Source organism: Pseudoalteromonas sp. CO342X (assembly GCF_004208915.1).
Taxonomy (GTDB): Bacteria; Pseudomonadota; Gammaproteobacteria; order Enterobacterales; family Alteromonadaceae; genus Pseudoalteromonas; species Pseudoalteromonas maricaloris.
Map to the genome: position 1 here is coordinate 1 of NZ_SGPH01000017.1, position 25531 is coordinate 25531.

Consider the following 25531-nt stretch of genomic DNA (forward strand, 5'->3'; position numbering starts at 1 on the left):
AATACAAATTAGCTGCTTAAAAGCAGCTAAAAAGAATCGTTATGCTTACTTGACCGGATAAGGTTCATATGTGTTAGCTGAGTTGTCATTGTTGATTCTGGAAGTTCTAATAGTTGCGCGATGCCAATACCCGCCTTCGTACGTAGCTCCAAATTTAAAGAAAAATGAAGCGCATATAGCAATGGTGAAAAATATAATTATTACATAAAACCAATTAATAGAAGAGCAGATCTCGCCCAATGTATTTGGCAAGTAAAATTCTGGAAGCGAATAAAAAACCAATAGAACCCACAATATACTGACGTATAAACTTATCAGCTGGTTTATTTTTGAAACTGAAAACTCTGATGGCCCATTAAGCAAATGCTCAAACAACTCCATTTTACTTTGAGGCGTTCGGCGTTTAACTATTACTTTGTAAATTGGGCCACACTCCTTATCTTCTAAAAGGTCAACGTGGTTTTCCCAATTTTCTTGCCAATGCTTACTTCCTCGATTTACACACAACCACCCAACGGAAAACACTAGGCCAAGGCAACTCAAAACTACTGAAAGGTCTGTCTTAGCTTCAGCAGTCGAGACTTGAATAGCGGCAAAACCAGCAAGTGCGGCAGCAATGAACGTCCAAAAATACGTAGCTCTTTTCCAATATAGTTCAATCTCAAACTTTCTTACGTCTAACGCTAGTTGATGGGCATTTCGCCTAATAGCATCATCCTTAAGAAATTTATCTTCGTATTCTTGCTGAGATAGAGGTGTAGTTGGCACTAGGCTTCCTTAATACAGCTAACGCCCCAATCAGGGGCTTTTAATAGTTGGCTAAAATAACGAACGCAGTGAGGGAAGCCAACTGTTAAAAGTCCCTGCCTGCATTGGCTTGTTATACGTTTTTACTCAATACTCAAAATAACTTCATCTCTTGAGTTTTCATGAGTGACTAACACGCTACTTTTAATTGATTTATTTAACCACGATAAGAAGTTAAGTAACAAACTAAAGTCACTTTTTGACTTTATATCTTTGGGATCTAAATCAAATTCGATTTCATAGCTTTTAAAAAAGTGACAGTTAATGAGCATGTCACCAACTTGGACAGAAAGTAACGTTGGCTCACTACTTTGTAAATTCCAAATTGAATCAATTGAATCAATTGAATCAGGTAAAGCACGAACAACGCCACCATGAGTGAAAACATGTGAGTACTCAGCTGACTTTAAAGCAGTAAAAAATAAGCTCCAAGTGATTTTATCATTTGAAGTTACAATGATGTCTCTCAGTGAGCCATCTTGTTCGAAGTGCGATTTTAGATTATTCCATCTATCCATGAGAAACGTATAACATTTTATTCGTGCGCATGCGCGTTTACCTCATTGGACCAGTGAAAACGCGCACAGTTAACTATCAGTATGCAAAGAACTTATCAGCATTCTGCTAAATATACCATCTGGAAAAATGCGCATGCGCGTTTCCCAAACCTATCATCTCAAATCGCAGATAAATAATCTCTTGATAAACAATAACATTTTTAATCTATTCATGCGTAAACGCGCAAAAATTTTTTCATTATTTCCCTTGATATCCGAGAATTCCAAATAATGCTGTATACATATACAGAAACATAAGATAAGGAGTTATCATGAGTCTAAAAAGCCCATTTCTGAAAGGTCTTCAGGAGGAAATGCGTATGCGTGGTTACAGCATTAGAACAGAAAAAACCTACCTATATTGGATTAAGGCATTCATTAACTTTCACCACAAGCGCCACCCTGAAACAATGGGAACGGAAGAGGTTACACAATTTTTAACCTTCCTTGCCAACCAACGAAATTGGACAGAAACATGTTAGTACCGCTGTCCGCATTTGACCAATAGCTGAAATGTCAGAATTCATAGCATTCTATATTTGTACTCTGTCAGGTCAAAAATTAGCACTTATTCACCTAATTGTGTTCACTTAATTAAATAAGTCACTTTACTCACTTGGATGATAATGGCGAATACCATTGTCATCCACCATGACGTAACAGCTATCGTGGTTTTGAAACGCTTTGTAAAACACCTCGTCATATAGGAGCTTTTCACTTTTCGTTTCGCCACCAACTCCTTGATAACTAACCAACATGTGACATTCGTGACAAATAAGCGGATTCACCAAGCGCTTATCAGCAGCTTTGACTACTGCGGTTACTTCATACACTTTACCGTGCTCTTTATTTTTGAACCAAGTCATACACTAATTTCGCTCCAATTAAATCACTTAATGCTGTTCCTACAGACTTAAATAAAGTAATTTCGTTCTCGTTACTTCGACCTAGGTTATTTTTAGTCATTTCGCTAAGCTCTGCAACCACCTTATCGGGGCTAAATTTACCTTCACTGATTGGTAACAACAATTCGCCCGCCTCGTTCAATACATTGGCGCGACTATCTACAAAAACGCGGCTCTTAGTTACCGTTGTGGTATCAATTTCTCGACAATCTTTATGATGATTGCCAATGCAATCTATATGCGTACCATCGCTCAACCACTCTCCATTGAACAAAGGCGTATGACTGCCTGTTGCACAGCTGATCACATCTGCCGAAGCAATAACAGACGCAGTTGCCTCTTGATGCAATGAAAATTCCATTCCCGGATGCTGCGAGGACAATAGATCCAGCAACAGGCGTCCTTTTTCAGGGTTACGTGCAATTATTGAAATTTTACTATAACTTCTAACACTTAAATGCGCATTAATCATGTAACTAGCTAAATTACCTGAGCCAAAGAAAACCAAATGTTTGGCATGCTTAGGCGCTAAATACTCCGCGGCTAATGCTGACACAGCAGAGGTTCTCCACAACGTTACTTCGGTGCCGTCCACAAGCGCGAGCGGCTCGCCGAACTGTCTGGAGAACAGCATGATTTTTGAGTAAAGGCTGGCTTTATCGTGCTGGTTGTTATCTGGGAAATAGGTAAACGCCTTTACGCCAATCACATCGGCATTCCAAGCAGGTAAAACAGCAAAAGCGTCATGATTGCTGTGACTATTATCTAGCTCAAAAACTTGCCGTGTTGGTGTACCTGCTGGTTGCGCAAAACCCTGTTTAAGCGCCTGAATTAAGCTTGGGTAGTTGAGGCTATCCGCGACTTCTTGGCGAGTAATAATTTGCATCATCATTCCTTAGTTCGTAAGCTGAAATACTTGTGGCGCGTGGGTTAAGCATTCAAAACCATTTTCAGTCACCAATACATCCTCTTCCAAGCGCACACCACCATAATTTGGAATGTAAATACCAGGCTCTATGGTTATGATATTGCCAGCTTCTAATTGGTGATCGACCCCAGGTTTAATAAACGGCTGCTCGTGTAGAAATAGCCCCACACCGTGGCCAAGTCCCTCACCTGCGTATTGTGAAAAGTCACTATGACTCAACACATCGTGTGATGCGTTATTTAAATCTACACAGTTAACGCCCGCTTTTATTAGCGCCAATGCAGCTCGCTGCGCATGTTGGACCGTGTCATAAATGGATTGTTGTTGCTTCGTCGGCTCCCCTAACACGTAACTTCGCGTCATATCAGAGCGGTAGCCGCTTATCACCGCACCAAAGTCGATAAGTACCAAGTCCCCTTGATTGAGCTTTGTCTGTCCTGGGTTTCCATGCGGTAAGGAAGAACGTGCGCCAAATAATAGGATTGTGTCAAAAGAGAGTCCTTCGGAGCCTAGCTTTTGCATCTGATACTCAAGCTCAATTGCCGCTTCTCGTTCAGTGATCCCTACTTTTAACAAAGGCAGTGTAAGGGCAAGCGCCGAGTCAGCTATCTCGGCGGCGCGTTTAATACAGTTAATTTCATAGCTATCTTTAACTTGTCTTAGTGATTCCACCCAAAGCGGCGCGGCAACAAGCGTTGTGTTTTTTGCACTGATGTTTAATGAGACATAATCTGCGTGACTGATTTGATGCGCTTCAAATGCAAGCTGTCGCGGCTCATCCAGTAATCTAAAAATACAATCAGGTAGCGTTTCTTTATCACGATTTCTTAAAATGACTTCGACTCCCACCGCTTCATTGCAAGCACGCTCAAAGTAACGATAATCGGTAATGAGTCGGTGTCGCCCATTTGAAGACATCAACAATGTTGCAGCATGGCCGGTGAAGCCAGTTAAATATACAATATTCTCGTAGCCATAAATAATGATAGCGTCACTTTGATGTTGTTGTAATTTATTGACTAAGCGTTGCTGTCTGGCTGCGTAATCTACATTCATCGTAGTAAAAATCCTCTTACTAATGGATCGTGGTCGTCTAAAATAAATTGGTGTCGGCCTGTAATATAGGCCGTGCCCGAAACTATTGGGATCAACGATTTACTGTCATCACTAAGTTGATAACAAATATCTAAGCCCAATCCTAATATACCTTCAATAAAGATACGTTGGTTTGCGGCAAGCTCATCTCTGGCGGCAAGAATTGCAGCTCGACCACTGACCCCAGTCCCTGTTGGACTGCGATCTAATTCGCCATCGGCAAAAATGCACACATGCTTACTGTGAGCGGAGTCCGATTTTTGAGAATTGGAATAAAAAATCACACCATATAAAAACGCAAGGCGCGCATCGTCACACACTAAGCTAATCTGTGTTGCAATTTCTTGTTTAAGCGTTAAACCTAACTGCTGAATGTAAGCTGCATTTGCTGACGTAAGAGCTAAATCGATTTTATCAGCGTCAATATAGGCATAAAACGCACCACCAAATGCGATATCCACTGAGATTAAACCAAATTCAGATGTCTTGACTTGCTTATCAAGTGTCACTACCTCTGCTGGTACATTGGCAAATTCAGCTTGGCCGTCTCTTAGCCATGCGGTAATTAGCCCAGCTGGCGTATCTATCAATAACTGCTTCTTTGCAGGATTGTGTTGTAAAAATAGTGTGGCTAAAGCAATAATCGCATGACCACACATTGTTGAGTACCCTTCATTATGAAGAAATAACACGCCAAAATCGCTTTCTGGTAACTGCTTTTCAACGATAAGCGCACCATACATATCAGCATGACCCCTAGGCTCATACATCAGCGTGGTGCGATAGTGATCAAGATTTTCTACGCAGTATTGCCGTTTATCTAAAATAGTGTTGCCTTGAGGTTCAGGGAAGCCACCGACAATCATACGCAAAGGCTCTCCGGCGGTATGCATATCAACCGTCTCTATTACTCTCGCGTGGCTCAATATCTGCTCAAAATCTATTGTTAACGTCATCATACTCTCCGTTATGTGAAATAAGCCAAACACTTGGCTTGGCTTAAACCAAGAACTAGGTGCATAGCACCCAGTCTTGGCTATCACCAGGGAAACTAGAATGTAAACCTTGCAACCAACGACGCGTAACGCTCAGTTTGTCGTAACGTTGTAATGCCGTAGTCAGGGTTAACGATTAAGCCATTTGCACCATCTAAAGATCGCTGTTCATTGATCCCAAGCGCTTTATCACTGTTTAGTAGGTTATAAACGGTGCCCTTGAGTAACAAGTCATGTCCCATGATATCGGTAGAGTAACTGAGTGATAAGTCTACCGTGGTTGCCCAAGGAAGATTACTTACACTACCACGAGGGGCTGGGTTACCGTTTTCGTCATAATGCGAAACATGGCCGTAATATTTACTCACGCAAGCATCCCAAGGGTTACCTGGCGCACAGCTATCTACACCGACAGGGTGTTTTGAGAAATAGTTAGTCGGGCGACCTGATGACGTTCTTGCAACCAACCCCAGAGTTAACTCATCTGTGATATCGTAAGAACCTGATACTTTTATTGAATGGCGATGGTCGTTCGGCAAATTACCATAGCCGTGATCCATCAGATCCGCGTAATCATAAGAAGTTGTCCAACCTGGATCTGCCTGATCGTTATCGGTTTTCACTAAACCTTCTGTATTACCATAGCTGTGTGACCAAGTATAAGAAGAATTAATCCGTAACTTGTCGGTAATATTTCCTTCTAAGGTAAATTCAAGTGCCAGATATTTACGCACAGCTTGTTGCAGGGCAAGCTCTTGTGCACTGAGTGTCACTTCATCGACTTGTCCATCGCCATCAAAGTCATAGCTCATGGTGATCGCTTCACCCGGGTTATTTAGCACATAGTAAGAACCCTGACCGACATTGTCTTGGATACCGAGTTCGGCCAATTTCTTCGCAAGCACAGGACCGACATCCGTATCTTCAACACTGCGTCCAAGATCTCGATAAATCGCTCTAACCCCAAATGCCATATCGTCAAAAACGGTGGTCTGGTACCCTAAGGTCAACTCATCAGAATACATCGGCTTAAGGGTGGAGGAAGCAATCAAACCGGGCTCTGTAATTCCGCGTTGGCGCCAGCGTCTATCTCGAAGCATCTCCCCTCGACTTGGCGAGCCATCACTTAATAAAACGGGATAGCCATCACTGTCGACTTGATCTAGGTCGAAATACTCAAACCACTCTACTGAAGCCGAGCCTTGAGTGATGTTCATGTTGGCAGACACAGGTTGAAAGTATCGCCCGTAAGTAAAGAAAACTTTGGATTCGCCATCACCATTTAGGTCGTAAATCGCTTGAAATCTAGGCGCAAGTTGGTTATCCATATCAACAAATGCTCTGCCGTCAGTGACGGTATTTTCAAACTGACTATAACGCAGGCCTAGATTTAACACGAGCTGATCGGTGACTTGCCAAGAATCATTGACATAGAAAGCAAGCGAGTTAACCTCAGAATCAACCGTCCTAGTCCTCACTCGGCGTTCTATATAATCTTGACCAAGTGCAGCACCGGAAATACTCCCTTCACCAGCGGTTTTAATTGTCCACCAGCCTTCTGCATCACCAAGACCATTTTGACCTTCAAAATAATCTACTGTCACTTTGGTATAATCGACACCAAACAGAATGGAGTGGTAATCCAAATCTATATTAAAATCTATTCTCGCTTGGTCACGGATAAATTCTTGCTCAGAAACACCGCTTGCCGTGTGGCTTGATAACGTTACCGTCCCTTCTCTTTCATCCCAAACTCCCGGTACGGTTGATGCGACAATATTTTCTACATTTTCAGTGACTCGACCAACTACCGCAGACACCGAGAAGAAGTCTGAAAAGTAGCCATTATAGTTGATGCTGTAAACCTTACCACCATCTTCACCGGGAGCCGCTACACCTTGTTTATCACCAATCGCATCGCTTTCCCAATCATAGGCATAGGTTTGTCTCGTCCATTCTCTTTTGTTATTCATGGCTGAAAAGCCGATTGAGTGGTCTTCATTGATGAACCAATCTAGTTTTGCAAACCAGCGATCTTCATCTCGGCTTCTGTCATTGAAGGTCGTTTGCCCAGCCCAGCGATTAACCTCTCGTCGAGGCGCATACAGACCATAGTAAAATAAGCTGTCTTCAATGAGTGCGCCACTCGCCCAGATTTGCAGCTCTTTGAACGAGTCATAATCTTGCTCGGTATTTATATTGATGGTGCCATTATCTAAATAATTAGAGTCGTGATAACTATGACTTGATGAAGGATCGACCCTCACTTCCGCTCCTAAGTTAAATTCGTTATCACCAGATTTAGAGATTGCATTAACGATACCGCCAAGTGCACCACCAAATTCAGGGCTAATTCCTCCCGTTTTAATTTGGGTTTGTGAAATGGCTTCCCAAGGCAAGCGAATTGAGCCTAAACCCGTTTGAATACTCGTGACATTTAGGCCATTAAAGTAATAGCCATTTTCTGCTGACGAAGAACCGCCAAAGCTTGATGCACCACGAAATGAACTACCACCAGGTTCAGCGGTACCCGGTGCGAGTAACGCGATACTTTCAAAGCCGGTGTTTACTGGCATAACTTTAAGCTCTGCGTCTGTAAAGGTTACGCCAGCCGTTGACGAGGCCATATCAACACGTCGGATAGCCGTACCAGTCACCGCTATCCGCTCTATATCCTGTCCTTGTTGTAATAGTTGAGCGTCTAAGATCAGCGCCTGTCCAATATTAAGCTCAACATCCTCTTCAATAACGGTTTCAAATCCTGCTTTATTAATTGACACGCTGTAACGACCAACAGGCAGATTACGTAAAATGTATTCGCCCTTGCCATTAGTTTGTACAGCAAACTTCAGCCCCTTAGTTTTATGTGTAAAGGTCAATTGAGCCTGCGATAACTCAAGACCTTGACCATTAACGATGCTCCCTTTCACAGTGCTATTGCCATCTGCAGCAAATGCAGTAGTAGTCCCCAATGCTAGAGCAAGTGCTGATGCTGTGAGTGATTTACACAGTGTTTGCGCTGTTTTTTTGTTATTACGCATATTGTTTTCCTTTTGTTCCCATTGATTTGAGTGTTTTTTTGGTAACGAACAAACAATACACAATAGATATATTGTATACAATATTAATTATGCAATAATTACATGCAAAGATAATAACACACTGATTTGGATAGGAATTATTTATTAATTTTTTATTTCAGCTCGTTTTTGATACCGCTTGAACTCATTACAAACAGCTTAGAAAGCAGACATGGAACAACCTAATTCATTGAATTATTTGATATATTCAAATTTAATCTAATTGGTGTCGATAGCAGTAAAATTGGACCCATTTCAACTCGTCTGCTAGCCTGAGCGTTTTACTCAACCTTCAACTTACTCGTTTTACGTTTCATATAAATTCGCCCTAGTCCAATCAAATTACTCACCAAAAAAGTACTTTCTAGCACAATTGCCATGGGTGAGCCGACATAGCAATTATGTATCAGCCAGCACACAGTACCTAACATCATCACACACCGAAATGCCACCTGCTCACGAATAAATGCCCCTAATGTCAATAAAACACTACCAAAAACAGCATAAAGTTCGTAATTTGCATTTAATTGTACTAAAGGTGGCACTGTATTGAGTAGTAGAAACCCGATAAGCAAGCGCTTTGACTGCGACTTGATAAACACCAGATATCTGAGACTCGCAACCGCCATAAGCAAAGCACCAGCCATAGCATCAAGTAGATAGAAGTGAATTGCAGTGAGTGCAGTCGACAAGCTTAGTGCCAATAACACCTGCTGACGTTTCATAAATTGAAATGAGGCGAGATCGAGTAAAACAGCAACGGTAACCAAAACTTGAGATAATAAGAACATGACAAACTCCTAAAAGAAGCATTGTCACAGGCCGTTAGCTTGCTGTAATTCACCTAAGTTAATTTTCAACCGTTATTTTCTTAAACGGTACTTTTATTGTAATTTCGACACCTTGTAATTTCGCCGTTTTACAGCGGATCTCGCCTTTTAAAAGTTGCGTAACCAAATTATAAACAATATGCATGCCTAATCCGCATCCGCCTTGATTACGTTTTGTGGTTACAAATGGCTCAAACAAGGTCTTTTGCATCGCTTCGTCCATGCCGACACCATTATCGCGGTATACAATAGTCCAGTGGCTATCTGTCGCCTCGACTAACACGCTGACTGTGCCAGAGGCACTCCCCTCAAAACCATGGATAACGGAATTGTTAAATAGGTTTGCCATTATTTGATAAACTGCGCCTGGATAGGTGGAGAGATTTACATCAGCATTCCCATCTATAGACAAATATACTTCTTTATTTTTAGCCAATGGTTTGAGTGAATCGAATACATCGTTGATATATTCAAGCAGGTTAATATCACGCTCCGTCTCACTGGATTGATCGACTGCAACTTGCTTAAAGTTGCTAATAAGGCTTTCTGCTCTTTGCAGATTGCGACTGATCAGCAGATAGCCTTCTTGCTGTGCATCGATAGAGGTGACCAAATCTTTTTGCTTAAGGGTTTTATTCTCAAGCTTTTCTACCAGCTCAGATAAACAATCTTCATTATGCGAAAGTGCGGTGATAGCTATACCTAACGGGGTGTTGATTTCATGCGCAACACCCGCAACCACAACACCCAAAGAAGCCATTTTTTCACTTTCAATCAAGTCTTCTTGCGTTTGCTTTAACTCAAACATTGCTTGCTCAAGTTTCTGATTCTTTTTATATAGCTCATCGGTGCGCATCGCGACTTTTATCTCAAGTTGCTCGTTTAACGACTGCAAGGCTTGTTGATGTGCCTTTAAATCAGCAATATCTTTCAGTGCCCCCGCTATCCGCGTTGCTCTACCATTGTCATCTCGGGCCACCACCTTTCCTCTGTCTAATACCCAGATCCATGTTCCTTGTTGATCTTTGACTCGAATAGACAGTTCATACACGTCTTCACGTCCGTCGACACAGGATTGCAGACGCTCCTCAAGTAACACACAATCTTTAGGGTGTACAAACTGGTCAAGCTCATTGAGAATAAGTTTATCTTGGAGTTCACTAAAGTCGATCCTTGGATTCACGCTGTAGCGATAAATTTTACCCGACTCAACATGCCAGTCCCAAAGTTCATCACCACTCGCCCACAACGACAACTCCAACCGCTCTTGTAGCGCAGACATTTTCTGATTATCCCGCAGTACTTGTTGATAGCGCCGCTGTCTCGCTCGAACAAATGCCGCGATGATCAACACAATGACTAAGGTGTAAAGGGTTTTCGAGTAAGCATTCCACCAAATTGGCGCGGCAATATAAATACTAAATTCATGAACGGGCGACTGCATATTAAAGCGATTTACGGTATAGGTTTCTACTCGATAGGTGCCGGGTTCAAGCTGGAGTAAGTTTATTTGCCGTGCTCCATTTGCAAGTTTTAACCATTTGTCGCTTAACCCTTTAATACGGTAATAAAAGTTCAGCTTCTCAGAACCAAAATCTAAGCTTGAATATTGTAGCGATATAATATTTTGGTCATAGCGTAGCCGCAATGACCCCGCAAGCTCTGGCGCGACCGTGAGGATCCCATCAAGACTTGGCTTTAACGGCTCGCCTAATAATTCGATTGTGGAGACCAAAATAGGTCGCGCGGTATTTGAAATTGATACATTCTGAGGAAAAAATTGATTAAAGCCTTTGGCTCCACCCATAAAAATTCGGCCATCAGGGGCTTTCCACGCGGCATTGTAGTTAAACTCATGGGCTTGCACTCCGTCAATGGGTAGAAAGTTGTCAATAGCAAAATCCATCACATTGACGCGCGACAGCCCACCACTGGTGCCAAGCCACATGTATTCGTAGTCATCGTAAACCAGCCCCCACACGGCTTGGTTTCCTAGTCCTTCTTGCTCACCAATAGTACGAACAACTTTCATTTGTTTATCAACTAAACTAATACCCGCTTCACTTGCAACCCAGATACGTTGCCATGGATCTTCATCGATCATAAAGACCAAATTCGACTTTAAGCCATCCTGTGTGGTGAGGTTATGAAGCTGACCTTTATTAAATCTAAACAAACCCTCACCGATAGAACCAAACCATAGGTCTTGCCCGACCACTTTAAACGACGACACATGTGAAGGCGCATCTGAACGATTTTCAAAAAACTGCACTAAGGTTTTCGACTCTTCGTCGTACCTCATGAGACCTAGCGTCCTTGAACTCACTAAGATCTGAGATTGGTACTCAATGACATCATTAAAACTGAGTTCTGGGCCATTATCAGAGTCAGGCATCAAATGGCTATATTCCCCTTGAGTTAAGGCGTATCTAACAACGCCATCTCCCCTTGTTGTTACCCACAAGGTGTCATCATAAATCTTTACTTGGGTGATAAAGCTTCCTTTGATTGCAGACAAACTCGGGAAAATTCGATGCGCTTCGATAAAGCTCGATTTTTGATAAATATATAAACCGGATGACGTACCTATCCAAAAACGCTCACTACTGTCTAATGCGAAATTCCTAACATCAGGATGCCCCAAAGGGGCGTGCGGAAAGTTTTGTTCACCAACATGGCCAAACGACTCGCTCAGCTGACTAAAAAAGTGTAGCCCCTGTGATTCCGTACCAATCCACAAATCACCATTTCTATCTCGTTGAACACTCAGAACATTGTTGTCTTGCAGTCCGTCATATTGCTCTGCACGACGATACCAATGACGTTTGATATTACCTTGCAGGTCTAAAATAAACACACCCGTATTGGAAGCGACGAGTATTTCATTCGCCCTGACTTTAATTTGATGAATACTAAGATTTACTTTCGCGCTGACCGACTTTTGCCATTGCACTTTATTGAACTGAGTGTCGAAACTAATGATTTTATCATCCGCGTCAACCACGAATATCCGTCCGTGGGAAAGCGACAGTGTTTTAAACTCACCTTCCAACAGAACATTGGCTCCGACTTTGTCTTTTGGCTGACTGACTAGACCATCCGCATTGAGGTAAACAAACGCATCCCTTGTTTCTTGGACTTCACGAACAAATTTACCGGTTAAATAAAGCTTTTCAGGCGTTAAGGTTTGATAGTTAACCCGGTAAGCGTCGCCTTCTTCTGTTGATACAGTGACTGATTCACCATAACAGGCCACTTTTTTCACTCTATCGGAGCTCACCGCCTCATTCTGCGCCGCCAAGATAGAGCGAAAGGTCCCCGCTTCAGTATCGTAAATGCTAAGCCCAGTACTTGTTCCAACCCAGATATATTTGCCACTGTGGCATAGTGAGGTAATAAAGCCACCGGAGAGATGATGTTTGGAGTTCTGCTTTACTTCAAATTGAACAAAATCATGACCATCAAAACGATTTAGACCTGACTGTGTGCCAACCCAAATGTACCCGAGTTGATCTTGCGTAATGGCAGTGATAGTGACCTGACTGAGGCCAGAATTATAGTCATAGCGTCGCATAACCTGCGCCGTATCGCTAAATTCTGGAAAACTGGCGGCACAAGGAAAACTCGGTAATAACAACAACAGCAACACACAAAACCATTTCAGTGTGCTGTATGGTACAACGAACAGAGACATGCGCTTGATTAGAGTCATATAGTCGAGATGTTAGCCCGCGTTATATTAACTATAGCAAAAGCGAAAAAGAGCATGTATTTTTTGATGGGTTTAGCGCATCACGCAAGCTCACTCGTACAGCCAAGCTAAGCTACAAATAGCTAAAATAGGTTTATTCAATTCTAAAATCTATTACCAAGGCTTATAACTCAAAATGACTGTGGATCCCCGTGCCGTGCAGTAGCTCATACTTCTCTAGCAAGCCGTTTTCAAGCGTTACTAAACTAATCGCAGAGTCTGACACCAAATAGCCATGTTTTTTTAGCGATGAAGGGTGCTTACTTACCGATAGCTGCCAGCGTTTCGTAAAGAGATTCAGAGGACTATATTTGGCATACAAAATCGTGTCCATCTTATCTAAAATATTGATAAGCGGCTTTGGAAATTCGTTTTTTATCCCTGATGCGGTTAGCTGCCAAATGCGGTTATCATGACGACCAAAACGAGCCTGAACCGAAAAGCAAAACGAATAATGTACATCGCCTGAGAGTATAATGGTTTCTTTAGGTGTATCTGGACGCTTAAAAATTTCTATGAGCTTCTTCGCAGCCCCTTCATGTGCCATCCAATTTTCCACATCCACCATTAACGGCTCACCACAGGTGTTAAATATGGCTTGTATGGTTTCGATTGCCTTTACCCCAAATACTGGCGCAGGACTGACCATCAATACTGCACTGTGATCGATAAGCGTGTCTTGCAACTCCATCAACATTTCCCAGTCGAGTAAACCACTCGGTTCATTGAAATCTTGTTCATTACGCCAGCGATGTGTACGAGTATCTAGCACCACCACTTTAGGAAAAGTATCTAAACAATAATGCCAATGTGTGAATCGGCGAACTTGTTTGTCAAACGCCGAAAAGTGCCATTCGTTGTCAATCAGGCTTGAATTAAAACCTGATGTCAGCGCCCCGCTATACTCAAACGCATCATTTCCAATGCCTTGAAACAGCCAATAGCTAATGATGCCATTACTGATAATGCGTCGACTCACTTTATGGTTCGCAATTGCCTGTTCCCATTTAGCCGTCAAATTCCAATCATCGGTCACATCATGGTCATCAAACATCATCAGAACGGGCACGTTCGCACACAGCCGCTCGGCGCTAGGCAACGTTTCAACAAAGCCTTTTAAGGCGTCAAGTTCGGATTCAAATATTCGCCTAACTTTGTCGTTGCCACCGTCATAATGAAGCGAATCAAAGTTAACCAACTGCCAAGCAAGATGAGAGAAGTTTAACAGGTAACAGGCGACAAACTCTTCGAAGAAAATTAGGTGATTAAAAGCCTTAACACTAGAAAAGTGCGGTTCATCCTTTTGAAACCAGTAGCCCAGTGAAAACTTTGAGCGCTCCTGCCATGGCGTCTTCGGTAGATATAAGTGGCGATGGTAAAGCTGAGCTTGTTGATCAGCAGGTAAGTGCATTGGCAATTTGGTTTCTTTAAACAAACCTAGCCTTGCTATAAGTTGATGAATAGCCAACAACATGGCGCCGGCAACATCATCTGCATAGATCTGATCGCCAGAAAAAATACACAAGTCAGCACCTAATTCACCAAGCTCGCGCTGCTGCTCCTGCCACTGATCCGCGGTATTTAGACTGTCTTTTGCGTGGTGATGCGGGTTACGGCATGAGCCATGTAATATTTGATTGAGCACAGCAGGTATCGCAAAGCTGAGCTCTTCTCCGTAACGTAGATAATCTGGCTTATACACGGCACCGTTAATAAGCACTTGATACTCGAGCAGCTGAGCAGTTGGCAGAGCCTTCTCGCTGCATATCATCAAAAAATGCAAAAAGCAGGCTGCACCGAGCTGAAATGTCTCAACCTCACATTGACTTTGATGGGCCAATAGCGAAGCCGAGATGTCCACGGCTTCACAAGTAACAACCTGAATACAAATTTTATTCTGCTCAGCTCGGCGAACCAGCGGGCCCATCAACACCTGAGGTAGCTGATTAAGTTGTGCTACCATCTTGGCGTTTCACCAAATTAAATAAAGAGTAAAAGTTATTCGTGGTTTGCTCTGCAAGCGCTTTATAGCTCATTCCTTTTAAGTCAGCAATATAATACGCAACGTCTTGTACGTAAGCAGGCTGGTTAGTTTTGCCACGATGCGGGACAGGTGCAAGATAAGGTGAATCGGTTTCAATCAGCAATCGGTCCATAGGGATTTGCTTAACGACTTCTTGAAGCGCCGTCGCATTTTTAAACGTCACAATACCTGAGATTGAAATGTAAAAACCAAGGTCTAGTGCCTGTTTTGCCATCGGCCAATCTTCGGTGAAACAGTGCAACACGCCACCGCAATTTTGCGCATTGTGGGCACGCATGATGTCTATCGTGTCCGCTTTTGCATCGCGAGTATGAATGATCAGTGGTTTTTGTAGCTGATTAGCCACATCTATGTGTCCAGCAAAGCTTTCTTGCTGTACCTGATGCGTATCTTTTGAATAATAATAATCTAATCCAGTTTCACCAATAGCAACGACTTTATCATTACTTGCCAGTTGTATTAGCCTTTCAATATCCAGTTTATCTTTTTGATCCAGTGGATGTACCCCACAAGATGCAGAAACATCATCAAAATGAGCTATTTTTTCTAACATGGATGGAAATTGGTCTAGCGTCACGCTAACGCATAAAAAGTGTTCTACTTGTTTTTGTCTCGCGTTGCTGAGTACTTCTTCAAGGCTTAGGCCTAACTTTTCAAAATCGAGTCTATCTAAATGACAGTGAGAGTCTACAATCATACTGGCTCTACATGGTGTAAGTTGGTTTATCTGAATGCAAAGTCGCACCCAAAAGCTTATTTATTTTATCGTTCAGAGCTGGCGCGTCAACAAACGCAACGCCAACCCCAGATGGATTAGAATTTTGCGCGCCTTGCGGTGTTAACCAAGCAACAACCACGTCAACTTCGTCCGCTTCTAAGGCGTCAGGCAAGGTTACTCTGAGCTTTAATTCTTGCCCCATATCAAAATGGGCATTGGACTTGATAAATATGCCACCGGATTTCAGAAATGGCATATAACAACGATATAGCTCATCTAAATCTTCAAAATCCGCAAGTAACTCTTGCATGCACCACCTCTTTATAGCTGTTTTTGTAAGGCAAAAAGTAAATTAGAAATACTAAGGTTTTGATTTAACCCTAACACATTTTTCTGTTCGTACATAAACCGATGTATCAAGCTCACTAAGTCTTGATACTGGGTAAAACTCAAACCACTCCCTTGTGTCATCGCCCCTTTTAAACGGTTGAGCAAAAAACGGGCGAATACATCACTCATTGCGCTGTGCTTTAACAAAATTTTTTCAACCGTTCGCGCACTCTCTACTGTTAATTGATTCGCCGCGTGATAAAGCGCAGTCACATCGTCAAGCACACCTTCTTGTTGCCACGCTTCGATAATAAATGGCTGTAGAGAAAATTCATCAAACCAAGGGAAATCACAAGCGACATTTTTAGCAGCCAGCCACTGCGCGGCCTCTGCCTGATTGGGCGAGTGAATCGCCACTTTATTACAACGGCTCAAAATGGTGGCAGGTAACTTACTGTCATCATCGCTGGTAACGACCAAATAACGATTAGCATTTGGCTCTTCAAGTGTTTTTAACAGCGCATTTGCCGCTGAATGGGTCATCAAATGCGCGTGTTCAATTAACGCGACTTTATTGCCACCTTGCTGCGCTGAATGGTTCAAGAAATGCGTAATCTCTCGAATTTCATCCACCCCGATTGATTTTCCCTCAGGCACTACACTCAGTCTATCAGGGTGATTACCAGCTAAGTTCAAGTTACATGGCTTACATTGCCCACAGGCAGTGAGATTTTGTGGATGTAAGCATAAAAGTGCATCTGCCAAGTGCGCCGCAAGCAGAGACTTTCCCACGCCTTTTTTACCCGATAACAACTGAGCATGGTGCAAACGACCATTTTGCTGTGCCCGAGCAAGATAACTCAAAGCGCTGCTGTGCCAACTTGGAAGCAAATTATTCATTGCCATCCACTGTAAGGTGTGTGGCTATCAAGCTATCAAGCAGTTCAATACTTTGCTCAAGTACTTGTGCTTTACTTTGACTGGCATCAATCACAGTAAATCGTTCAGGGTCATTTTTCGCTTGAACGAGATAACCCTCACGTGCGCGCTGCAAAAATTGTTGCTTTTCATCCTCGAGTCTATCTAGCCCCTCACCTCGCGATTTGACTCGCTTTAAGCCCTCTTCAGGATCCAAGTCCAAAATCAAATTCATGTCTGGACGAAAGCCGCCGAGCGCAAGCTGATTAATGGTTGTGATGGTGGCAAGATCTAGCCCTCTTGCATAATGTTGAAAACTAAATGTTGCAGCGTCAAATCGATCAGAAATAACGACTTTGCCTTGCTCAAGTGCTGGCATAATTTTTTCACGAACGTGCTGAGCACGCGCAGCCCCAAACAACATAAGCTCCGTCATGTCTGCCATTTCGGGGGTTGAGGGATCTAGAATGATTTCTCTTATCTTCTCTGAGATCTCTGTTCCACCGGGTTCACGAGTCATCACAACTTCAATACCGCGTTGTTTTAAATGCGCTTCCAATCCGGTAATAACCGTTGTTTTTCCAGCGCCATTGCTGCCATCGCAGACCAGCATAAACCCTTTTTTCATAGCAAGGACGTACTCATCATTCTTATTTGGCTGTTATTTTATCGTGTTTTAGTGAATTATTCACGACTGAAATAGAATTGAATTGTCTAATAAATTGAATTTGTCATTCTGAAAATAATTTAAAACAGAAAAATTTGGTCTACAATAACAAGCACATCCGAATAATTTTATATAAGAAACGCCCAATGCTGAGCAACATTAACATGCCTTTTAGGCCCGTAAAGGAAGCGTATTGATATGCCGCGTAAAATGCTCTATTTGGTGTTCATGTTACTTCTTTTGGTTTATAACCCAGTAAATGCCCGTGCAAGTGAACCGCCAGAGATAGATGTCGCGGTAGGACTTGAAAACTTTGATTTTCAGCCATTATTTGAAGAGTTTAGTGCAAAAACGGGTATTAAAGTTAATATTCTTGCTTTTAACAACAATCAGTTGAAAAGCGAGTTATTGTTGTATGCAGATGCCCTACAGTTACCGGATGCCGTGATTATTCCCAGCGATTATATGGGGTTGTCAGAACTGCAATTTTCTCAGGTGCCAGAGTCTTGGTTAAGCAAAAAGCTCACACAAAAAGTCATTGAGAATAGTAAGGTCAATGGTGAGCTTAAGGGCGTACCAATTATGTATGGCAACCATCTTGTACTCTATTACAACCGTGCACTTGTGCCACACCCTATTACCGACTTACAAACCTACGCACAGCAAACTGTTGCAGACAAACCTACGCTCGGCTGGAATTTTTATGAAATGTATTGGTTTGTGACGTTTGCGAACGCCCTTCAGCCTAATCTCATTCAGGCAGGCGTGCCACAGCTTGACACCAAAGCTATGCGCCTCGCAATTTCCAATTATCAATCACTTCTCAACAGCGGCATCATAGACGCTGATTGTGTTTACCAATGCTTAATGAATCGTTTTAAGACCGGCAAGCTCGATTATTTTGTGAATGGAATTTGGGCATATCGTCAACTTAAAGACAAGCTTAAAGACGACCTAGCCATCGCGCCTTTACCGAGATGGGGTAATTATCAGCTGATGTCTCTCGCATCGTCTCATGTACTGGCTTTTCCTGCCAATGGCATAGAATCTAAAAAAAGTCCGCATCTAAAGCAGCTTGTTGACTTTATGCAAAGCCAGAAGGTACAAGATAAACTATGGGATGAGCTCAATGCGCTGCCTGCAAACGGTGACAGCTTAGCTGAACTTATAAAACGCGACGACAAAGCACTGTCTCAACTGATTGCATCTCTGCATGAAACCTATCCACAACCGAATGAACCTATTATGGCCTATATTTGGGAAGCCATGTTAAAGGGACTAACACGCTATTTAGGTGGTGTGTATAGTGTCGAAGAAACGACGCAATATATGCAATTTATCGTCACAAAGTCGGGACAGAATGAAAGCAAATCGCAGCATCGTTGATGAAATAAAAAGAAAAATTACGGCATTATTCTCTCTCTTCCTGGTTGTACTGGTTGCGATGGTTGGTTTTTCTCTGATGCAACAAAAGGCAACCTTAGAGCAAGAAGACGTTAAACGCACTGGTGCAAGTCTTATCAGCGATTTTAAAGCGCAAGTCAATGAGCTTATCTATCAAGTTGCACCATTAAGTGAAGACCATATTTTATCTACCTTACCGAGCGATCTACTGTTTACTCAATACGCAGTTAAGGCGCTAACTAACTTAGTCGACAATACCGACATGGTGAAGTCTGCGTTTATCAACGATGGCTCCGTGTTTACCGTAGAAGGATATCCTTTTGATACCCTACGTTGGAACAACTCCGTATTTAGCGAGCATGCTAACAAGGTCCTCTCGCAACAGCGACGCACTTTGAAAATCGACAAACTGGTTGTCCCAGTTGAAAGCATTGAAAAAAAACCGTCTGATCAGGCCAAGTTGTTTCTCGCCATTCCCCTTAGACAAAAACTATCATCGTTAATGCGTCCTTATAAATATACGGGGGTGCTTTTCCTTGAAGTCGATCTTGAACCATTTTTAGGTTCCAATCAGGAAAAAGGCTCTATCTGGCTCACCAGTCAAGAGCTTGTGCTTGAGGGAACACAGTCCTCTGATGCCACTGAAGGTGTCTACCGTAGTCCTATTTATTCACTAAAAGACGATTTTGTAGCACTTGATTTACAGCTACAACGAGAAGCCGAAGTATACAGTAACGACATTTTACGCGCAGTGTTATACATAGTGCTTATCGGGTTGATGCTAGTGGTATTACTTACCTGGTATTTACGCCGATTAGCAAAACGCTTGACCAATCCGATGCAAGCACTTGAACGCCATTGTGAACGACTGAAACGAGGACATTACGTTTCTGCAAAAAGCGATTTTGAATTTAGAGAATTAAGAACACTCCAAGTGACTCTTAACCAACTTGCGAAGCAAATCAAAGAGCAGATCAGCTCTCTTGAAAGTGAAAAAGTAAAAGCACAAAGTTCAGAGCGGGCAAAAAGTCACTTTTTGGCGAACATGAGCCACGAATTAAGAACGCCACTTAACGGAATTTATGGCGTATTTCAGTTAATGAAGCACCATAGAAATGCAGCAGACTCCAAAGAACTCATTGCGCAAGGCATGACGTCCACAGAAACATTACTTAGCTTACTCAATGAGTTACTTGATTTCTCTAAAATTGAAGCTGGTGAATTAAAGATGGAATCAGCGACGGTGGATGTCAAAAGTATTGTCACTGAAGTAAAACAAGAGTTTGTCCATACTGCCAGTGCTAAGCAAATCGACCTGATTATTCATACTGAGGAACTCGCTAACCCCTATCGACTTGGTGATTCGCTACGTTTGAAGCAGATACTAAGGAATTTAATATCCAATGCCGTTAAATTTACCAGTGACGGCTCTGTAACCGTTATACTCCAAGATGGCGGTAAACATCTCTCCATCCGTGTAATAGATACGGGCGCCGGTATTTCCGAAGTCGCGCTAAAGAAGCTATTTAATCGTTTTCAACAGGCAGACTCATCTACCACCAGAAAGTATGGAGGAACCGGTCTTGGACTTGCAATTGTAAAACAACTCGCCGAGTTAATGGACGGCCGCGTTACGGTGACAAGTAAAGAAGGTATTGGTAGTGAGTTCACAGTTGAACTCGTACTCGATATTTGCGACGCACCAGAACAATCTATCATGCAAGACTTGCAAGCTATACCCGCCTTGAAGGATAAAAACCTGCTACTTGCTGAAGATAATCCACTTAATCAAAAAATATTTAGTGCCATGATTAAACCAACTGAAGCGAATCTTGTCATAGCTCAGGATGGTGAAGAAGCGATTGAGCTTTATCACGAATTGAAACCTGATATCTTTTTTGTCGATATTCAGATGCCAAAAAAAGATGGCCTAAAAGTATGTTCAGAAGTCAGAGAACAAGATAAAACAACCCCGCTGGTTGCCGTCACAGCCAACGTGATGTCGGGAGATTTAGAAAATTATCAGCAACTTGGATTTGATAATTGCGTCGCAAAACCGATCGATATGAAAAAACTTTATGAAGTGATAAATACGATTGTGAGTTAACGGTCAATTTCGCCCCATTTTAGTTGGCTAAATGTAATAAGCTAAATTGAAGAAAGTTCACTTAAGTTACAATTGAATAACATCGTAAAATTCTTATAATCCTTGTCTGAAATTAGAAAGCGCAGACATTCACTTCAGGTAAACTTCTTCTAGTGCAACATTCAATTAGCATTCAAGTCTTTATACCATCAGCATTTTTACCTGCACTATTGCATGGTTTCATAGAATTGTAATTTCATAGGAGTCAAAAGGAATGACAACCATCGTCTATAACGCAAAAACAGCAGAAATAGCCTGTGATAGTAGAACCACTACCGACAAGATCATCGTTACCGATAACGCTCAAAAGTGGTTTGATTATCACGGCTGGAGAGTGTTTTGCACTGGCCAGACATGCGATATATACAATTTGCAGCACAATTTTTCAAATAATCAGTTTGATACGATTGAGAGTTTGGAATTCATTAAATATCACCCCAAAAAAGGCGTTTGGTATGGTTGTGTAAAAAGGGGCACCTGTAAATCTGAACCCTTAGCGCAATCTTATGCCATCGGCTCAGGCCAACAAGCGGCAATGTTTGGTTTACTCAATGGCTATAATACGGTGGAAATCGTTGAGCAAGTTAAACGTGTTGATTATAGAACGGGCGGTGAGATTCATTGCTTTAATGTCACCGACCCGTTTGAAAACACATAAGCCAGTGTCAAAATACGCTGGCTCTAACTCACTTAAGTTAGTTAACCTGAGCTTCGGATAATTAATGCCTTTCTAGCAGCCAGTTTTAACGCTAACTGCGTTGAATTCACTTCCAATAGCCAGCTATTGATACGTAAATTCGCCTTGCCTACAGGAAGTAGGTACCTTAGCGAGAGCAGGACGCGGAAGCGGTGTTATCCTCAAAACTCTCTGGCTAGGTAAGAAGATAGTTTAAGGTGATTAAAAACAGTTAGTTAGTTCATTCCTTATCCAAACCTCAGGTTAGTTAAATAACTGAAAGCTCAACCGCGATATTGCCACGAGTAGCATTTGAATATGGACAAACTTCGTGAGCTTTCTCAACGAGTGACTGCGCCGTGTCTTTGTCTAAGTCACCAACTGATACCGCCAATTTCACCGCTATCCCGAAGCCACCTTCAATTGGCCCTATAGACACTTCAGAGTTAATATGTGTGTCTTCTGGCAACTTGACTTTTGCTTTGCCTGCCACCAATTTTAATGCGCCAATAAAACACGCCGCATAACCTGCTGCAAACAATTGCTCCGGATTAGTTCCTTGCCCGTCATCACCACCTAAGCCTTTTGGTGTCGAAAGCGCAACATCAAGACGACCATCGTCAGACTTTGCCACACCTTCTCGGCCACCTGTGGCAGTGGCTTTCGCCGTATATGCAATACTTTGTAGTTCTTTCATTTCGTTCTCCTAAGTTTGTGCTTGTAGAGTACTCACCTACACCCTAACGCAGCGAGGCTTTACTCTAGATGAAGTAAAATCAATTAAACATTTATTTTGTATGCAAAATAATAGATTCAATTTTTTAGAATTGCAAATACTTTGTGTGCAAATTAAAATGTAGCTTAGCTACTTTGTAGGAATATGTGATGAACTACCCACAATTAAAACTAGACGCTCAAATCTGCCACCGCCTCTACATGGCTTCCAATGGTATTGCCCGTGCTTACCGAGCATCTTTACAAAAACTCGACTTAACCTACCCTCAATATGTGGTGATGATGGCACTTTGGGAGAAAGATGAAATCAGCATTGCTGAGTTACTAGAGAAAACCGCCATCGATGGCGGTGCTATGACACAAATATTAAAGAAAATGACTGACAAAGCCCTGCTCTCTATCGTTAAAGACGAAAAAGATAAGCGCAAACGAGTGGTAAAACTACAAAGTAAGGGTCATGATCTGCAACACCAAGCTGCCACAATTCCCGAGCAGATCCGTTGTAAGTTTCCAAGTATCGACGAGCAAAAAGCGCAAGCACTTATTGAATTACTAGATTCGATCAACGGTGATTTGGCTTAAAGTAGAAATCATTAGAGGGTCATTGTAGCGCGCGTTCTAAATGTGCCAGAAATGCTGATATTTTTTTGGCCAGATGTTTACGGCCAGCATAGAACGCATAAAGCACAAGGTCTTCCGGTTGCTGCTCTAACTCGATTGGTATCAGCGCGCCTGACTCGATTTCTGCTTTACAGGAGTTCAGTGGCAAGATGGCAAACCCAACCCCAGATAGCGCGGCAGACTTGGCTATAAACCCACTGTTAACTCTGAAGTTCGATTTAACATTCACCGTCGTTAATCTTCCTTCCTTGGTGGTAAATATCCAAGGCGTACCGTTTACGGCGGTAAGGGTTGAAATACAAGGAAGAGACTGTAAATCTGCTAATCTATACGGCGAAGTATGCTTTTCTAGCAAGCTGGGAGCTGCCACCACAACGCTTGGTAATCGAGCCAGTTCTTTAACCACCCAATTGCTATCCTCAAGCTTGCCGCGATGAAAGTAGAGCACGACATCAAAGCCATCTAAGAGGTTTTCTCTCGGACTCAGGCTAGTGTCACAGCTTGTTGAAATTAATGGATGCGCAGCGCAAAAGGTTACCACTGCTTGACCGAGAATGGGGATATCGGGCATCACTATACGCAAATGACCTATTGGCGTAGAGGCATGTTTATTGACTTCTTGCAACGCATCCGACAGCGAATCGATTAACGGCTTGGTACTCACATAAAGCTGCTCACCCGCCTCTGTCACTGAGATCCGTCTTGTCGTTCGTTCCAACAATCTTGCATCAAGCTTTTCTTCAAGTAGTGCGATGTGACGACTTACGTTGGAGGTCGGGATATCCAGAAACTCTGCCGCTTGTTTGAAGCTTAAGCATTCATAAACACAGTGGAAACTGTTAAGCCACTGAGGGTCAATCTGATCAATCATTTTATTAGCCCAAAATGTGGGTTTATCAATTCAATAATAGACACTTTATTACCTAATCAAGGCTAATACAATCAAGACTTCTTTGTTTACATCAATTAAGGATGTCTATGTTTTCAGCTTCAATGACCACCTTAGCAAGCCCAAAAGCTAAATTTGGGTTATGTTTTGTCATCCACTTTTTAATCGCATTAGATGCGTTAATTATCGTGCCCTTTAGTGCAGAAATGGCGCTAAGTTCAGGTACCAGCCCATCAAATTCAGGACTACTCGTTTCAGCTTATGCAATTGCCGCAGCTTTCACTTGTTTATGGGTGCGTGGTACCGGCAACCTTTCAAAGGAGAAATACAAGGTCTTTATTTTTCTGTCAGCAACCACATTGTTAACCTTGCTTACTTCAGCGCTCGAGAGTTTTTATATCCTGCTTTTCGTACGTGCATTGACTGGCATTTGTGGCGGCGCACTGGTAGTACTTAATCTCAACTTGGTGATCCAGCTAAGCCATGAAAACGACAAGAAAAAAGACACCGCGATACTGCTGAGTGCTTTTCCACTCGCCTTGGCAATTGGGATCCCTGCTCTATTATTTATCACGGCAAATCAAGGCTGGCAGTTGGGGTTCATGATACTAGGAAGTGGCTTAGCCATTACAGCGCTATTATTTACATTTATATTCCTCTCAAACATAAAGCAAGCTTCGCAAAGCAGCGCTAGCAACCCAATGCCAAGCAACACATTTAACCCGACCAAAACCCTTAAATACGCTCTGTTCATCGCATTTTTTGTGGTGCTAAGTACATTTGCAATTTCAACTCAATTTCCGGTGATGCTAATTACCAACTTAAGCATCTCAAGCCCAATGCTAAGCGCATGCTATTTGTTAAGTGGTGTGTGTTCGTTTATTGCAATTCAGCTATACGCTCGACGTAAGCTAAACAATCACACAACCTCATACTTAATTTACTTTCTTAGTGGCTTGATGATATTAGCAGCCTTGTTTGGCTTTACGATAAGCTCAGTTGTCTTTGCAGCCGGACTGTTTACCCTGTTTGTGATTGCAAGCGCTACCCGTTCTATGATCTTAGTGACAGAACTCATAACCTCACTTCACGCAGAAGAGCGCAGTACCTTTATTAGTCTGCAAAATGCGATACAGCACTTTGCGATAGCCTCTGGCGGCACCATTGCAAGTTTGCTAGTCATGCCCCGCGAAAACCACACACTTAATTTTAATGTCTTGATTGTTGTCTCAACCCTATTGGTAGTTATAACGGTTGTTATGTGGAAAAACTTTCAAAGTAAGCGCTTTTAATCGCGATTTAGTGATTGATCAATAGATAATTGGGCAGCTTGCCCCAATTATCGCTTTGCTCTGCTTTAATAACACAATCCGCCATGGTTACGCCTTACTCTAAGCGCGCCTCTATGCGATAATGCCAATCTATCGTTAGTCAT

The 25531-nt window shown here is 42.4% G+C and carries 21 protein-coding genes and 1 pseudogene; 6 read left to right on the forward strand and 16 right to left on the reverse strand.

Translation table 11 applies throughout. The features are described 5' to 3' along the window. Positions 1 to 45: 45 nt before the first annotated feature. Together EXT47_RS09085 and EXT47_RS09090 are read right to left on the reverse strand one after the other, a co-directional pair. Positions 46 to 768 carry a hypothetical protein gene (locus tag EXT47_RS09085; RefSeq protein WP_130126417.1) on the reverse strand — a complete coding sequence of 241 codons (723 nt, stop codon included), beginning with the start codon at positions 766 to 768 and terminating at the stop codon, positions 46 to 48. Positions 769 to 890: 122 nt separating this feature from the next. Beyond that, positions 891 to 1325, reverse strand: a complete 435-nt coding sequence (locus EXT47_RS09090; protein WP_130126419.1) for a protein export chaperone SecB — start codon at positions 1323 to 1325, stop codon at positions 891 to 893. 311 nt (positions 1326 to 1636) lie between these two features. Here EXT47_RS09090 and EXT47_RS09095 point away from each other — a divergent pair. Beyond that, positions 1637 to 1828 (forward strand): annotated as a pseudogene (locus EXT47_RS09095) (site-specific integrase); the annotation flags it as partial. Between the two features lie 144 nt (positions 1829 to 1972). Here the strand turns inward: EXT47_RS09095 and EXT47_RS09100 are convergent. The 12 genes from EXT47_RS09100 to tmk form a co-directional block, all read right to left on the reverse strand. Further along, the gene (locus EXT47_RS09100) at positions 1973 to 2230 is read right to left on the reverse strand and encodes a hypothetical protein (RefSeq protein ID WP_017217477.1); all 258 of its coding nucleotides are present in this window, start codon (positions 2228 to 2230) and stop codon (positions 1973 to 1975) included. After that, the gene (locus EXT47_RS09105; protein ID WP_130126492.1) at positions 2211 to 3155 is read right to left on the reverse strand and encodes an ornithine cyclodeaminase family protein; all 945 of its coding nucleotides are present in this window, start codon (positions 3153 to 3155) and stop codon (positions 2211 to 2213) included. Before EXT47_RS09105 ends, EXT47_RS09100 begins: the two co-directional genes overlap by 20 nt. A 9-nt stretch (positions 3156 to 3164) precedes the next feature. Next, on the reverse strand, positions 3165 to 4253 hold the full coding sequence (locus EXT47_RS09110; protein ID WP_130126421.1) for a Xaa-Pro peptidase family protein: 1089 nt from the start codon (positions 4251 to 4253) through the stop codon (positions 3165 to 3167). Next, positions 4250 to 5248: a proline racemase family protein gene (locus tag EXT47_RS09115; RefSeq protein WP_039497884.1), complete on the reverse strand. Its 999-nt coding sequence runs from the start codon at positions 5246 to 5248 to the stop codon at positions 4250 to 4252. Before EXT47_RS09115 ends, EXT47_RS09110 begins: the two co-directional genes overlap by 4 nt. A gap of 95 nt (positions 5249 to 5343) precedes the next feature. Beyond that, on the reverse strand, positions 5344 to 8328 hold the full coding sequence (locus EXT47_RS09120) for a TonB-dependent receptor (protein WP_039497882.1): 2985 nt from the start codon (positions 8326 to 8328) through the stop codon (positions 5344 to 5346). Between the two features lie 320 nt (positions 8329 to 8648). After that, the gene (locus EXT47_RS09125) at positions 8649 to 9158 is read right to left on the reverse strand and encodes a YgjV family protein (protein WP_039497880.1); all 510 of its coding nucleotides are present in this window, start codon (positions 9156 to 9158) and stop codon (positions 8649 to 8651) included. A 58-nt stretch (positions 9159 to 9216) separates the two neighbouring features. After that, a complete protein-coding gene (locus EXT47_RS09130) occupies positions 9217 to 12891 on the reverse strand; it encodes an ATP-binding protein (protein ID WP_240701602.1) in 3675 nt (1224 codons plus the stop codon). 181 nt (positions 12892 to 13072) lie between these two features. Further along, positions 13073 to 14911 carry an alkaline phosphatase D family protein gene (locus EXT47_RS09135; protein ID WP_130126423.1) on the reverse strand — a complete coding sequence of 613 codons (1839 nt, stop codon included), beginning with the start codon at positions 14909 to 14911 and terminating at the stop codon, positions 13073 to 13075. Next, positions 14895 to 15689 (reverse strand): TatD family hydrolase, encoded by a 795-nt coding sequence (locus tag EXT47_RS09140; protein ID WP_039497873.1) that lies wholly within the window; start codon positions 15687 to 15689, stop codon positions 14895 to 14897. Before EXT47_RS09140 ends, EXT47_RS09135 begins: the two co-directional genes overlap by 17 nt. Positions 15690 to 15696: 7 nt before the next feature. Then, positions 15697 to 16020 (reverse strand): PilZ domain-containing protein, encoded by a 324-nt coding sequence (locus tag EXT47_RS09145; RefSeq protein WP_039497871.1) that lies wholly within the window; start codon positions 16018 to 16020, stop codon positions 15697 to 15699. Between the two features lie 11 nt (positions 16021 to 16031). Continuing rightward, positions 16032 to 16940, reverse strand: a complete 909-nt coding sequence (holB, locus tag EXT47_RS09150; protein WP_130126425.1) for a DNA polymerase III subunit delta' — start codon at positions 16938 to 16940, stop codon at positions 16032 to 16034. Further along, the gene (gene tmk / locus EXT47_RS09155; protein WP_039497867.1) at positions 16933 to 17586 is read right to left on the reverse strand and encodes a dTMP kinase; all 654 of its coding nucleotides are present in this window, start codon (positions 17584 to 17586) and stop codon (positions 16933 to 16935) included. The genes holB and tmk overlap by 8 nt, the downstream gene beginning before the upstream one ends. Before the next feature lie 237 nt (positions 17587 to 17823). On the opposite strand from tmk, the gene EXT47_RS09160 reads away from it, so the two are divergent. From EXT47_RS09160 to EXT47_RS09170, 3 genes are all read left to right on the forward strand, one after another. After that, positions 17824 to 19011, forward strand: coding sequence for an extracellular solute-binding protein (locus tag EXT47_RS09160; RefSeq protein WP_010604670.1), 1188 nt, complete (start codon positions 17824 to 17826; stop codon positions 19009 to 19011). Beyond that, complete coding sequence (locus tag EXT47_RS09165) at positions 18986 to 21136, forward strand: ATP-binding protein (protein ID WP_130126427.1); 2151 nt, start codon at positions 18986 to 18988, stop codon at positions 21134 to 21136. The genes EXT47_RS09160 and EXT47_RS09165 overlap by 26 nt, the downstream gene beginning before the upstream one ends. Before the next feature lie 253 nt (positions 21137 to 21389). Beyond that, the gene (locus tag EXT47_RS09170; RefSeq protein WP_130126429.1) at positions 21390 to 21833 is read left to right on the forward strand and encodes a hypothetical protein; all 444 of its coding nucleotides are present in this window, start codon (positions 21390 to 21392) and stop codon (positions 21831 to 21833) included. A gap of 286 nt (positions 21834 to 22119) precedes the next feature. Here EXT47_RS09170 and EXT47_RS09175 read toward each other — a convergent pair whose 3' ends face one another. Beyond that, positions 22120 to 22548: an organic hydroperoxide resistance protein gene (locus EXT47_RS09175; protein WP_010604667.1), complete on the reverse strand. Its 429-nt coding sequence runs from the start codon at positions 22546 to 22548 to the stop codon at positions 22120 to 22122. Between the two features lie 188 nt (positions 22549 to 22736). On the opposite strand from EXT47_RS09175, the gene EXT47_RS09180 reads away from it, so the two are divergent. Beyond that, on the forward strand, positions 22737 to 23168 hold the full coding sequence (locus EXT47_RS09180; protein WP_130126431.1) for a MarR family winged helix-turn-helix transcriptional regulator: 432 nt from the start codon (positions 22737 to 22739) through the stop codon (positions 23166 to 23168). Positions 23169 to 23187: 19 nt separating this feature from the next. On the opposite strand, the gene EXT47_RS09185 is transcribed toward EXT47_RS09180, so the two are convergent. Next, entirely contained in the window at positions 23188 to 24078 is an 891-nt protein-coding gene (locus EXT47_RS09185; protein ID WP_130126433.1) for a LysR family transcriptional regulator, read from the reverse strand. Between the two features lie 107 nt (positions 24079 to 24185). Between EXT47_RS09185 and EXT47_RS09190 the strand changes: the two genes are divergently transcribed. Further along, a complete protein-coding gene (locus EXT47_RS09190; protein WP_039497854.1) occupies positions 24186 to 25388 on the forward strand; it encodes an MFS transporter in 1203 nt (400 codons plus the stop codon). Positions 25389 to 25531 lie beyond the last annotated feature (143 nt).

Coding starts and splice junctions, on each gene's coding strand:
- EXT47_RS09090 (WP_130126419.1), bottom strand. CDS start 1,325: ATGGATAGATGGAATAATCTAAAATCGCACTTCGAACAAGATGGCTCA.
- EXT47_RS09100 (WP_017217477.1), bottom strand. CDS start 2,230: ATGACTTGGTTCAAAAATAAAGAGCACGGTAAAGTGTATGAAGTAACC.
- EXT47_RS09105 (WP_130126492.1), bottom strand. CDS start 3,155: ATGCAAATTATTACTCGCCAAGAAGTCGCGGATAGCCTCAACTACCCA.
- EXT47_RS09110 (WP_130126421.1), bottom strand. CDS start 4,253: ATGAATGTAGATTACGCAGCCAGACAGCAACGCTTAGTCAATAAATTA.
- EXT47_RS09115 (WP_039497884.1), bottom strand. CDS start 5,248: ATGACGTTAACAATAGATTTTGAGCAGATATTGAGCCACGCGAGAGTA.
- EXT47_RS09120 (WP_039497882.1), bottom strand. CDS start 8,328: ATGCGTAATAACAAAAAAACAGCGCAAACACTGTGTAAATCACTCACA.
- EXT47_RS09125 (WP_039497880.1), bottom strand. CDS start 9,158: ATGTTCTTATTATCTCAAGTTTTGGTTACCGTTGCTGTTTTACTCGAT.
- EXT47_RS09130 (WP_240701602.1), bottom strand. CDS start 12,891: ATGTCTCTGTTCGTTGTACCATACAGCACACTGAAATGGTTTTGTGTG.
- EXT47_RS09135 (WP_130126423.1), bottom strand. CDS start 14,911: ATGGTAGCACAACTTAATCAGCTACCTCAGGTGTTGATGGGCCCGCTG.
- EXT47_RS09140 (WP_039497873.1), bottom strand. CDS start 15,689: ATGATTGTAGACTCTCACTGTCATTTAGATAGACTCGATTTTGAAAAG.
- EXT47_RS09145 (WP_039497871.1), bottom strand. CDS start 16,020: ATGCAAGAGTTACTTGCGGATTTTGAAGATTTAGATGAGCTATATCGT.
- holB (WP_130126425.1), bottom strand. CDS start 16,940: ATGAATAATTTGCTTCCAAGTTGGCACAGCAGCGCTTTGAGTTATCTT.
- tmk (WP_039497867.1), bottom strand. CDS start 17,586: ATGAAAAAAGGGTTTATGCTGGTCTGCGATGGCAGCAATGGCGCTGGA.
- EXT47_RS09160 (WP_010604670.1), top strand. CDS start 17,824: ATGCCGCGTAAAATGCTCTATTTGGTGTTCATGTTACTTCTTTTGGTT.
- EXT47_RS09165 (WP_130126427.1), top strand. CDS start 18,986: ATGAAAGCAAATCGCAGCATCGTTGATGAAATAAAAAGAAAAATTACG.
- EXT47_RS09170 (WP_130126429.1), top strand. CDS start 21,390: ATGACAACCATCGTCTATAACGCAAAAACAGCAGAAATAGCCTGTGAT.
- EXT47_RS09175 (WP_010604667.1), bottom strand. CDS start 22,548: ATGAAAGAACTACAAAGTATTGCATATACGGCGAAAGCCACTGCCACA.
- EXT47_RS09180 (WP_130126431.1), top strand. CDS start 22,737: ATGAACTACCCACAATTAAAACTAGACGCTCAAATCTGCCACCGCCTC.
- EXT47_RS09185 (WP_130126433.1), bottom strand. CDS start 24,078: ATGATTGATCAGATTGACCCTCAGTGGCTTAACAGTTTCCACTGTGTT.
- EXT47_RS09190 (WP_039497854.1), top strand. CDS start 24,186: ATGTTTTCAGCTTCAATGACCACCTTAGCAAGCCCAAAAGCTAAATTT.